Source organism: Mycobacterium sp. IDUB_24 (genome assembly GCF_055419385.1).
The window spans coordinates 1,563,225-1,574,661 of sequence record NZ_JBVAXO010000001.1 but is presented as its reverse complement, the minus strand read 5'-3'; the positions used below and the strand labels follow the sequence as shown (position 1 = coordinate 1,574,661).

General features: G+C 67.2%; 10 protein-coding genes. 2 read left to right on the top strand and 8 right to left on the bottom strand.

All coding sequences use genetic code 11. From position 1 onward, the window contains the following. Positions 1-75 precede the first annotated feature (75 nt). The gene (locus ACZYZF_RS07610) at positions 76-1,764 is read right to left on the bottom strand and encodes a SulP family inorganic anion transporter (RefSeq protein ID WP_463835160.1); all 1,689 of its coding nucleotides are present in this window, start codon (positions 1,762-1,764) and stop codon (positions 76-78) included. A 57-nt stretch (positions 1,765-1,821) separates the two neighbouring features. Between ACZYZF_RS07610 and ACZYZF_RS07605 the strand changes: the two genes are divergently transcribed. Next, positions 1,822-3,141: a uracil-xanthine permease family protein gene (locus ACZYZF_RS07605; protein WP_463835096.1), complete on the top strand. Its 1,320-nt coding sequence runs from the start codon at positions 1,822-1,824 to the stop codon at positions 3,139-3,141. Here ACZYZF_RS07605 and ACZYZF_RS07600 read toward each other — a convergent pair. The 5 genes from ACZYZF_RS07600 to ACZYZF_RS07580 are packed head-to-tail and all read right to left on the bottom strand — an operon-like array spanning position 3,077 to position 8,666. After that, positions 3,077-4,102 carry an NAD(P)/FAD-dependent oxidoreductase gene (locus tag ACZYZF_RS07600; protein ID WP_463835095.1) on the bottom strand — a complete coding sequence of 342 codons (1,026 nt, stop codon included), beginning with the start codon at positions 4,100-4,102 and terminating at the stop codon, positions 3,077-3,079. The genes ACZYZF_RS07605 and ACZYZF_RS07600 overlap by 65 nt on opposite strands. After that, a complete protein-coding gene (locus ACZYZF_RS07595) occupies positions 4,099-4,608 on the bottom strand; it encodes an isoprenylcysteine carboxyl methyltransferase family protein (protein WP_463835093.1) in 510 nt (169 codons plus the stop codon). The genes ACZYZF_RS07600 and ACZYZF_RS07595 overlap by 4 nt, the downstream gene beginning before the upstream one ends. Beyond that, a complete protein-coding gene (locus ACZYZF_RS07590) occupies positions 4,608-5,675 on the bottom strand; it encodes a type III polyketide synthase (RefSeq protein ID WP_463835092.1) in 1,068 nt (355 codons plus the stop codon). Before ACZYZF_RS07590 ends, ACZYZF_RS07595 begins: the two co-directional genes overlap by 1 nt. A gap of 52 nt (positions 5,676-5,727) precedes the next feature. Continuing rightward, positions 5,728-7,164 carry a M28 family peptidase gene (locus tag ACZYZF_RS07585; RefSeq protein ID WP_463835090.1) on the bottom strand — a complete coding sequence of 479 codons (1,437 nt, stop codon included), beginning with the start codon at positions 7,162-7,164 and terminating at the stop codon, positions 5,728-5,730. Next, positions 7,161-8,666 (bottom strand): M28 family metallopeptidase, encoded by a 1,506-nt coding sequence (locus ACZYZF_RS07580; protein WP_463742796.1) that lies wholly within the window; start codon positions 8,664-8,666, stop codon positions 7,161-7,163. Before ACZYZF_RS07580 ends, ACZYZF_RS07585 begins: the two co-directional genes overlap by 4 nt. Before the next feature lie 336 nt (positions 8,667-9,002). Between ACZYZF_RS07580 and ACZYZF_RS07575 the strand changes: the two genes are divergently transcribed. Then, positions 9,003-9,707 carry a slipin family protein gene (locus tag ACZYZF_RS07575; RefSeq protein ID WP_463835089.1) on the top strand — a complete coding sequence of 235 codons (705 nt, stop codon included), beginning with the start codon at positions 9,003-9,005 and terminating at the stop codon, positions 9,705-9,707. Between the two features lie 7 nt (positions 9,708-9,714). Here ACZYZF_RS07575 and ACZYZF_RS07570 read toward each other — a convergent pair whose 3' ends face one another. Both ACZYZF_RS07570 and ACZYZF_RS07565 read right to left on the bottom strand, forming a co-directional pair. Then, the gene (locus ACZYZF_RS07570) at positions 9,715-10,473 is read right to left on the bottom strand and encodes an ABC transporter permease (protein WP_463835087.1); all 759 of its coding nucleotides are present in this window, start codon (positions 10,471-10,473) and stop codon (positions 9,715-9,717) included. Then, positions 10,470-11,414 carry an ATP-binding cassette domain-containing protein gene (locus tag ACZYZF_RS07565; RefSeq protein WP_463742799.1) on the bottom strand — a complete coding sequence of 315 codons (945 nt, stop codon included), beginning with the start codon at positions 11,412-11,414 and terminating at the stop codon, positions 10,470-10,472. The genes ACZYZF_RS07570 and ACZYZF_RS07565 overlap by 4 nt, the downstream gene beginning before the upstream one ends. Positions 11,415-11,437: the final 23 nt, after the last annotated feature.

Below are 11,437 nucleotides of genomic sequence, written 5' to 3'. Positions count from 1 at the left end.
CCGCCAACAAACCCACACCCAACGCATCAACACCGAACGCCGACTCAACACCGAACAAGACAAACCCCCGCCCTACTAGGCAGAACGGTTTCGGAATGCCTCCACCGCAGTCGGCAGGGTGGGGAAGATCCGGTCGGTACCGACGCGGTCGAGAAAGCCGGCTGCCACCAGGTCGTCGCGCAGATCGGCCTTGACGCGAGCCATCGCGAACACGATGCCCTGCGCCGTCAACTCACGGCGCAACTGCTCCAACGCATCAACAGCCGTCAGGTCCGGGTCGACGTTGGCCTCGGCGTTGTAGACGAACCACTCGACCTTTTCCGGGGCAGCCTCGACCGCAGCCAACGCGCGTTCCCTGAAGTTCTCAGCGTTGGCGAAGAACAGCGGAGCGTCGTAGCGGTACACGACCAGCCCGGGAACCAGTCGGGCGTCCGGATAGTCGTCGACATCGTGCATCCCTGCCACCCCGGGGACATAGCCGAGCACACTGTCGTGCGGACGGGCGATCCGCCGCAGCGCATCCATGAGGGACAGGGCAATTGCCACCAGCACCCCGTAGAGCACACCGAAGGCCAGCACCGCGACCGTGGTGGCGAGCGCCAGAATCAGCTCACTGCGACGAAAGCGTGCCAGCCGCCGGAACTCTCCGACGTCGATCAACCGCAGCGCGGCGTAGACCACGAGTGCACCCAATGCGGCCATCGGGAAATTCTCCAGCAGATCACGCCCGACCAGCATGACCAACAGAACAGTTGCCAGCATCACCAACGAGTACAACTGGCTGCGGCTTCCCACGGTGTCGCCGAGGGCAGTACGGCTACCGCTGGAACTGACCGGAAATCCTTGCGTGACACCCGTTGTCAGGTTGCACACACCCAAAGCGCGCAGTTCCGCGTTGGCGTCGATGGTCTCTCCCTTACGCGCCGCGAAGGTGCGGGCCGTCAAGGCGTTGTCGGAGAACGCGACAACCGCAATACCGACCGCCGGGATCACCAGACCTAACAGCTCCGTCATCGGTACCGGCGGAAGCGCGGGTTTCGGCAACCCGGCCGGGATGCCCCCGACCACCCGGATTCCATTGTCATCCAAGGAAAACAGCCACACCAACGCCGTGGCTGCCAGCACAGCGACCAGAGGGCCCGGGAACCGCGGCGAGATCCGGTACAACACGAGCAACAGCGCCAGTACCGCGGCCGACAATGCCAGCGTCAATGTGTGCAGCGACCCGAGACCCGTGACGAAGGAGCGGACCTGGTCGATGAATTCGTCGCCGGTGACCTCGACGCCCGTGATCTTGCCGAGCTGGCCGCCGATCATGATGACGGCCACCCCGGTCATATAGCCGACCAGGACGGGGCGTGACAGCAGGTCGGCCAGGAACCCCAGCCCGCACAGCCCGGCCACCAGACAGATCGTCCCCACCAACAACGCGAGAACCGCCGACAAGGCGACATAGCGGGCCGGATCGCCGATCACCAGCGGAGCCAGGGCGGTGGCCGTCATCAACGCCGTGGTGGACTCCGGACCGACCGACAGCTGCCGCGACGAACCCAGCAGCGCATAGACGGCCATCGGCACCAGCGCCGCCCACAACCCCGCCACCGGCGGTAGGCCCGCCACCGTCGCATAGGCCATCACCTGCGGCACCAGGTATGCCGCGACAGTCACCCCGGCCAGGACGTCGCCGCGTAGCCAGGAACGCTGGTAGCCCGTGAACTGCGCCAGTCCGGGCACCCAGCGCGCCAGATTCGATTTCATCAGGATTGATTCTTGCCCTAGTCCGCATGCGTGGCAGCCGATCATGGTGTGTAGTCAACAATCGTGATTCCGCTGCGTTGGAAATACGTCGAGACCCGCACCGACGACGACTTCGTCGTCGCCCCCGGGGAACGGCTCGATTGGGCCAGCACCATCGGCATCGGTGCCCAGCACGTGGTGGCCATGTTCGGCGCCACGTTCTTGGTGCCGGTGCTCACGGGCTTTCCGCCGGCCACCACTCTGCTGTTCTCCGGTGTCGGGACAATCTTGTTCCTGCTCATCACGGGCAACCGGTTGCCGAGCTATCTGGGGTCGAGTTTCTCGGTGATCGCCCCGGTGACGGCAGCGGTGGCCGCCCACGGAACCGGAAGTGCGCTGGGCGGTTTGATCGCCGTCGGAGTGTTGTTGATCCTCATCGGCGCGGTGGTGCACCTGATCGGAACCCGGTGGATCGACCTGACCCTGCCGCCGGTGGTGACCGGGGCGATCGTCGCGCTGATCGGCTTCAACCTGGCCCCCGCGGCCAAGGCCAATTTCGAGAAGGGCCCGCTGGTCGGGTTGGTGACACTGGTATTGCTGGTCGGCACGCTGGCCTTCTTCAAGGGGTTGATCGGCAGGCTGGCGATCTTCGGCGCGGTCGTGATCGGGTATCTGCTGGCGCTGGCACTCGGTGACGTGGACACCGCGGCGATCGCGGCGGCGCCGTGGCTGGGACTGCCCGAGTTCCACACCCCCACGTTCAGTCTGGCGGTGCTACCGCTGTTCTTGCCCGCGGTGATCGCACTGGTGGCCGAGAACATCGGGCACGTCAAGTCGGTGGGACAGATGACGGGCACCGACCTCGATCCGATGATCGGCCGGGCGCTGGCAGCCGACGGGGTGGCCACCGTGCTGGCCGGCGCCGGCGGCGGTTCGGCCACCACCACCTACGCCGAGAACATCGGGGTGATGGCGGCCACCCGGGTCTACTCAACCGCGGCGTACTGGGTGGCCGCGGCGGTGGCCATCGCATTGTCGTTGTGCCCCAAGGTCGGAGCGGCGATCTCGGCCATTCCGCCGGGTGTGCTGGGCGGCGCGACCATTGTGCTCTACGGCCTGGTCGGCATCCTGGGCGTGCGGATCTGGCTGACCAATCACGTGGACTTCTCCAAGCCCGTCAACCAGATGACCGCGGCCATCCCGCTGATCATCGGAATCGCCGATTTCACCTGGCAACTGGGTTCGCTGACGTTCACCGGGATCGCGCTGGGCTCCATCGCCGCGCTGCTGGTGTTCCACGGCATGCGGTTGCTGGAGTACCTCGGTGACCTGGCGCGGCCTACTCCCCCAGAGCATTCACCACCCGGGCAAACACCGACGGCAGCGCCGCCGCCGCCGGGGTGATGCAAGCCCGCACCGGACCAAAACCACTGCCGTGCAACAGGGCTGCGGTCAGCAAGCGATAGCGGCGCGTCAACGCACGCCACTGCCGGTCGTAGTCACCCGGGGCGTCCGCCCGCACACATCCGACCAGAAGCTCGGCCGCACCGAAGGCCAGGCCCAACCCCTCCCCGGTCAGCGCATCCACGTAGCCTGCCGCGTCACCGACCAACAGCACCCGCCCCGCACTGCGGTTGCGGACCTTCTGCCGCAGCGGCCCGGCGGCCCGGTCCTGGCCGTGTTCAAGGCCGTCGATCCGCTCGACCAGCATCGGGAATGCCGCCAGGTGCTGATCGAAGCCGCCGCGCTCCGAGGTCAGGATGGCTATCCCGACACAGTTCTCGCCGACCGGCGTCACATACGCCTCGGTGTCGGACCCCCAGTAGACCTCGACGCAATCCGACCACGGGGCGATCTGGACGTGACGGCGAATTCCCCAACGGCGTCGCCTGCCCTCACCGCCGCTGAGCCCGAGCGAGCGACGGATCGGCGAATGCAGACCATCGGCGGCCGCCAGGTAGCGAGCCCGAAAACCGGCCGCGCTCACCGATATCGAGTCCTGGGTCACCGAGCCCACCTCACCGTGGACCACCCGAACCCCGGCCGCCGACGCCGCCTCCGACAGCGCGGCATGGAGCTCCGTGCGGCGCACTCCGCGGCCTGCCCCGTCGCGGAACCTGGCCTCGGCGGTGCGGCGCCCGTCGAGGTAACGAATGCCGAAAAAGGCCCTGAAATTCCCTCCCTCGATGTCCGCGCCCAGACGCTGCAGCTGCCGGACCGAGTGCGGCATCAGGCCCTCACCGCAGGCCTTGTCGATCGGGCCCTGGCGACGTTCCACCACCACGACCTCCAGCCCGGCGCGGGCGGCGTGCACCGCGGTGGCCAGTCCGGCCGGGCCGCCACCTGCCACGAGCAGATCGATCATGTCAAGCCTTGCAACGCTTCATTTTCCACACGGATCCGGGTTCGCAGCAGGGCAGCGTTGGCCACGGTGAACACCAGAGCGGTGATCCATGCGCCGCCGGCCAGCGGCAACGCGGCCCCCTCGGTGACCACTGCCACGTAATTCGGGTGCGGCAGAACCCGGTACGGTCCGTCGACGATGCGCGGGGCGCCCGGCACCACCACGACCCTGGTGTTCCACTGCCTGCCCAGCGTGGTGATGCACCACCAGCGCAGCGCCTGGGCAGCGAGCACGACCACCGCCATCGTCCGGCCGAGGATGGGCGATGGCCGGCGCCGACGTGCCTCCACCACCGCACCCACCAGCAGCGCGCTGTGCAGCGCCACCATCACCGGATAGTGACTCGCCCCGAATTCCTTGCCGCCCGAGGCGATGCTCCACTTCAGGTTGCGTTTGGACACCACCAGCTCCAGGAGCCGCTCAGCGGCAACAAGAACGATCAGCGCGGTGAATCTCTTGGCCGTCATCAGCGCCAGCGCAGCAGGACGAGTTCGGAACAGAACCCCGGACCCATGGCCATCATCACCCCGGGCGTATCCGACTCCGGCCGTTTGCGGATGGTGTCACGCAAGACGTGCAGCACCGAGGACGATGACAAGTTGCCGACGTCGGCCAGCGACTGCCAGGTGAGATCCAGTGCGTCCTCAGGTAATCCGAGGGTTTCGATGATGGCCTCGATCACCTTGGGCCCACCCGGATGGCTGACCCAGGCGGACACATCGTCGACGGAGAGGCCGTGCCCACCGAGAAATCCGGTGACGTCATCGCCCAGGTAGCGCCCGACGAAGCCCGGAACCTCGGCGCTGAGCACGATCTCGAAGCCGTCGGAACCTATATCCCAGCCCATGGCGTGCAACGAATCCGGATACAGATGACTGCGTGAGTCCAGCACATCGGGTCCGGTGGGGTTGAGCTGACGGGCCCGTTCCTCGCCGACCGCAACCACCGCGGCGGCACCGTCACCGAACAGTGCACCGGCCACCAGCGTCGGCATGGAGGGATTGTGTTTGCGGGTCAGCGAACACAATTCCACCGACACCAGGACCGCCACCTTGTCGGGCGCACCGCGCAGATAGTCGTTGAGGCGGGCGATGCCGGCGGCGCCGGCCACACAACCCAGACCGAAGATCGGGATGCGGCGCACGTCCGGCCGCAGGCCGAGGCGCCCGGCGATCCGGGCGTCCAGCGACGGAACCGCGGCGCCGGTGACGGTGGTGGTGACGATCAGGTCCACATCCTGCGGACGCAGACCCGCATCATCGAGCGCACCGGACAGTGCGGCGCAGCCCAGTTCTGTTGCGTGCTCGATGAACAGGCTGTTGCTCTTACCGAAATCGTCGAGATGGGCATATTCCTCGAGCGGGAGAACCAGATACCTGCTGTTCACTTTCGCGCTCTTGTGCAGCGCCCGCACCACCTCCTCGGACTCGGCGTATCCGGGCAGGTCCAGCAGGGCGGTGGTGACCTCGTCCTGGGTATATCGATGCGGCGGCAGTACCGCATGGACGCCGGCAATGGAGCTGTGGCTGGGCATTCTCGCGACGTTAATTCCCATACCCGTACAACGGGGGCCTACCCCTGACGGTTCAACCGCGGTGCCTCTTGTCCCGGGCCGGCACACCGTTGGGGCCCCCGATCGACTGGGCGTAGGTGCCAACGGTGAACGCGATCGCCGATCCCATGATCCCGAGCGCACGCGCATCGATGTTGTCGATGGTGTCACGTGCGGTGTGATAGTTCGGATCGAAGGCCACCCCGGTTCGTCCGCCCCACAGTCGGGCCTGAACCTTGCTCTTGCGCTGCGACGATCCGGTGGTGGCGCCTCCGATCGGTACCCCGGCCTGCAGGAGTGGATGGTAGTCGGAGTTGATGCCGATCGGCATGTCCGCGGGCCGCACCCCGGCGAGGTTGAGGTAGCCGGCCATGGTCCGTTCGATGCCGGCCGAACCCTCGGGTATCGGTTTGGGGTCTCCTGCCTGGCCGGACTGGTCGCCGTCGTAGGTGAAGAACCCGGCGTTGGGTGAGCCGACCATGTCGAAGTTCAGGTACAGCGCGAGATCGTCGAGTTGGTCCAGCGGCAGGCTGCGCACGTACTGCGTCGACCCTTCCAGCCCCATCTCCTCGGCACCCCAGAACGCGAACCGCACTGCATTCGTCGCCTTCGGCGAACTACCGAGCTGCAGCGCGGTTTCCAATACGGCTGCCACGCCGGACCCGTTGTCGTTGATGCCGGGGCCACCACCCACACTGTCCAGGTGCGCGCCGACGAGCACCACATCCGAGGTCGAACCGGTCTTCGTCTGCGCAGTCACGCTGCGGGATTTGACCATCTCGGCTTTGCCGTCGAGGGTCAGCCGAACCGGGGCGCTGGTGCCGAGCAGCGCCGCATCTGCAGTCTCGTCGATGACGCCGACCGGCACGGTGAGTTGGCGGTAGTAGCCGGTGCTGAACAACCCACCCGGAGCGGGCTGCCGCCCACGGTTGACCACCAGCAACCCGACCGCGCCCTTGGCCAACGCGGTGTTCTGTTTGACCACAACGGAACACCCGGTCTCGTCGACAACCGCAATGGCACCGGAGATATTCACCGAGCCGTAGTCGGAGGCCGCGCACCCGGAGGGCTTGGCCGGCCGCAACGTGGGCGCGTTGAGCCCGCCCGGTGCCGTCATCACCAGCATCGACGCCTGATCCACTTCGTAACTGCGCCCGGAAACGTTCAGCGAGGGGTTCCCTCCGCGCATCGAGCCCATCCGCTCGAACTCGGGTGTCTGCACGTCGAAACCCTTGTCCCGCAGCAGTTGTGCCACATAGTCGACGCTGGCGTCGTATCCGGAACTGCCGACCGCCCGGTTGCCGTCATGGCTGTCGGCGATCTCCTGGAACTTGCGCAGGTGGGTGAACATGGCGTCGACGGTGATCTTGCCTGCCAGATCCTGGGGCTCGACAGCCGACTGCGCCGACTGCGCCGAGCAGCCCGCCAGTGCGGCACCGAGCAATATTGCAGCGAGTCGACGCGCCGTCACTGCGGGGTGATCTGGTGGCGCGTACGGTCTGCGCGGACCGGTAAACCGTTGCGACCCCGCTGATCTTGGGCATATAGCCCGACAGCAAATGCAACTCCCTCGCCATGTATCTGCAACGCATCCCGGTTCACGTGGTCAAGGGTATCGGTGTTCTTGTGATAGTTCGGGTCGAATGGTTCATCCGCCTGGCCGGCCCACAATTTCGCCTCTTCGGCGGTCATCTTGTCCTCGGCGCCCGAGAACAACCCCCCGGCGGGAACCCCGGCCATGGTGAACCCGTCGTAGTCGGACCGACCGTCAAAACTGGTGTCACGCGGCGTCTTTCCCGCTTCTTTCAGATAGGCCGCCAGGGTCCGCTCGATTCCCGCCGAGCCCTCGGGAACACGCGGACGCCCCTGTTCGTCCAGCGGTGCGGACTGGTCGCCGTCGTAGGTGAAGAAGCCCGCGTTGGGCGAGCCGAGCATGTCGAAGTTCAGGTACATGGCAATGTCCTTGAGCCCTTCGTCATCCAGGGACTCGACATAGTTGGTCGAGCCGAGCAAACCTTCCTCCTCGGCGCCCCAGAAGCCGAATCGCACGGCGTTGGCCACCTCCGGCGAATCACCCAGCTGCAGAGCAGTTTCCAGGACGGCGGCGACTCCGGAGCCGTTGTCGTTGATGCCGGGGCCCTCGGGAACGCTGTCGAGGTGTGCCCCGACCATGACCACGTCCGAGGTCGACCCGGTCTTCGTCTGGGCGACGACATTGCGGGTGTGCTCGACGCGCACCCCGGCCACAAGCTTGAGCGTGGCGGGGCCGGGCGCGTTGCGTAAACGGGTGCCCTCGTCCTTCGTCACACTGACCACCGGAATCTTGACATCGGTGTTGCGGCCCAGCGTGCCGCCCATCTTCTCTTCGTTGTCGGTGTTGACGACGATCATCGCCACAGCACCGCGCTCGGCGGCCGCGGACTGCTTGTCCGCGAAGGGGCAGGAGCCACGGTCGACCAGGACCACAGCGCCGGCGACGGGCAGTCCGTCATAGTCGGCGGCCTGGCACCCCGGCGTGTCCTCCACCTTCGCGGGGACCAGCGGCCCGGACACCCCTTCCTGGGCGGTGCCGATGGTGAACCCCAGCGGCTTGGCGGTGACCGGCTGACCACCGACGGTCACCTGCGGATCCTCGGCGAACGGGAGTTTCACCTCGAACTCCGGGGTCTGGACGTCAAATCCCTTATCGCGCAGCGCACCGGCGACGTAATCGACACTCGCGTCGTACCCCGCGGTGCCCAGCGCGCGGTTGCCGTCGTGCGCATTGGCTATCTCCTGCAGCTTGCCCAGATGCCCCATCATCGCGTCGGTCGACACCTGCGCACGCAACTCGTCGGCGTACAGCACCGCCGACGATGAGGACTCCCGGGACGCCTGCCCGTCGGTCTGCAGTTCGGTCTTTGCATCACAGCCGGCCAGCCCCACGGTCAGCGCCAGTGCGCCGAGAACCGCCCCCGTCGAAGTACGTCGCATTGGACCCACGGTAGCCGCTGCCTCGAATTGCCCGACCGATAAATCAGTTGCCTGGCGATTTGCTGTGATGGCATGGTGTTCCACGGCGCCGACAGGGAAGCAGGCCGCGCGGGGTACCGCAACGTTTCTGCGTGTTGCCGGCGGCGTCATGGCACAGGTAAAGGGCCTGAGGTTCGAATCCTCTCTTGCAACCCCGATACCGTCGCCGGAATCGCGCACACGGGGGCCTTGCGGCCCGCACCCGCCGGTACGGGGGTGCGACGCCCCGCCCGCGGTTGCGTCCGGTGGCGGTATCCCTTTGCCACACAGACACATACACCGGAAGGAGGACACGATATGGGCATCTTCACGTTCAACCGAATCACCGTTTCTGCAGGCCAGTGCGCACTGGAGTACCGCGACGGCACGCTGGGTCGTGTCCTGCCCCCGGGGCGCCACCGCATTGATGTGGCGGCCTCGGTGGTGCGTGTCGAGATGCGTGAGCAGGTGCTCACGCTGGCGCCGCAGGAGGTGCTGACCTCGGATGCGGTGACGCTGCGGATCACCGTCGCGCTGCAGTTCAAGGTCAGCGACGCGGTGGCCTACGTGGAGGCGGCGGCCGATCCGATGGCCGCGGTGTACCTCGCCGCGCAGATCGCCCTGCGCGACCTCGTCGCCGCAGTGACCGCCGACGAGGTGATGCAGCGGGGCAACCGCATCGATGCTGCGGCGATCGCTGCGGCAGCGCGGACGGCCGGTGCCCGCACCGGGGTCGAGGTGATCGAGGCGTTCGTGAAGGACGTGATCATCCCGGCCGAGATCCGGGCCGCGGCCATGCAGCTGGTGACGGCCAAGGCCACCGGGGCGGCCAAGCTGGAAGCGGCCCGCGCCGAGACCGCTGCACTGCGCGCGCTGGCCAATGCCGGCAAGCTGCTGGATGCCCACCCGGCCCTGGCTCAGCTGCAGCTGATCCAGCGCGTGCCGTACGGGTCGAAGGTGGTACTGGCCCTCGGCACGGCCGAAGCGGTTGGTTCGACGGAGGTGGCGTCTGACCCGGAGTAATTCCGGGTCAGGCGTCACGCCTGTTCAGCACGACCGCGGCGGCGACAAACGCCACCGCGACCCACACCATGAAGTACACCAGCGAGCCCAGCTCACCCCACGGCATGACATACGTCGGGAACAGCCAGTCCACGTGCAGGAACGTGAACATGTTGGCGAACGGCAACCAGGGACCTGTCTGCGGGCCGGAGTTCGGCATGTTGCCGAGCAGAGGCTCGGCCACCAGCGGCCACAGCAGCAGGACCGCCACCGCGCCCGCAGCGAATCGCACCAGCGCCCCGACCGCCACCCCGAGCACCGCGGCCAGCGCGGCGTACAACGCGAACCCGCCGGCCACCCGCCACGTCGCCGGGTTGGCCATCGACAGCTGCGGACCGACCACCGGGTCGGCGACCATCCGGGCCACCAACACCGAGGCCAGCACCATCACCACCGCGCACACCGAGGAGAACGCCGCGCACACCACCGCTTTCGCGGTGAGCACCTGCGTTCGGTTCGGGGTGGCCAACAAGGTCGTGCGCATCAGGCCGCTGCGGTACTCGCCGGTCATCGTCATCGAGGACAGGACCATGAGCACGGGAACCCCGAACACCGCGACACCCAACGCGGCCTTGGACGGGGACAGCGCGGAATAGTGGTCCGCCGTCATGCCCTGCATGGCGGCCAGGCCGAGGCTGAGCACCGCGACACCGACCGTCGACCACAGCGGGGAGCGGGTGGTGGACAGCTTGATGCGCTCGGCGTCGAGTGCGGCCAGTGCGCTCATCGTTCTTCTCGGTTCTTCGCGCGAGCGCTCATCACAACACCAGCCCGGTAATCGACGGCATCATCGGTGAGTTTCAGATACGCCTCCTCCAGCGAGGCCTGCCGCTGGCTCAACTCGTGCAGGGTGATCGCGTTGCGCGCGGCCAGGTCGCCGATCACCTCGATCGCCGCGCCGTGCACCGCCAGCGCGTCGCCGTCGGCGGCGGCCTCCACCTCGAACCCGGCATCGGTGAGAACCTCACGCAGTGTCTCGAGTTGTGGGGTGCGGACCCGCACGGCATCGGCGGACGTGCCGCTGACGAACTCGCTCACCGTCGTCGAGGCGATCAGCTTGCCCTGCCCGATCACCACCAACCGATCTGCGGTGTTGGACATCTCGGCCAGCAGATGGCTGGACACGAACACCGTGCGACCCTCGGCGGCCAGGCTGCGCATCAGGGTGCGCACCCAGTGGATGCCCTCGGGATCCAGGCCGTTGACCGGTTCGTCGAACAGCAGCACCGGCGGATCGCCCAGCAGCGCGGCGGCGATCCCCAACCGCTGGCTCATGCCCAACGACAGCGCCCCGGCATTGCGTTCTCCTGCCGCCGTCAGCCCGACCGTCTCGAGCACCTCGTCCACCCGGGTCGCCGGAATCCGGTTGGCCGCGGCGATCCAGCGCAGGTGGTTGCGGGCGGAGCGGTTCGGATGGGCCTGCCGCGCGTCGAGCAGGGCGCCGACCGTGCGCAGCGGGTCACGTAGCTCCCGATAGTGCTTGCCGTCGATGGTCGCGTTCCCGGCACTGGGATGGTCCAGTCCGAGGATCAGCCGCATCGTGGTGGTCTTGCCTGCGCCGTTGGGCCCGAGGAAGCCGGTGACCACGCCCGGCTCGACGGTGCACGTCAGATCGTCGACAGCGCGGTGGGTGCCGTAGAGCTTTGTCAGCCCGGTCAGTTCGATCATCACCGCCATCATTGCAGGCGGTG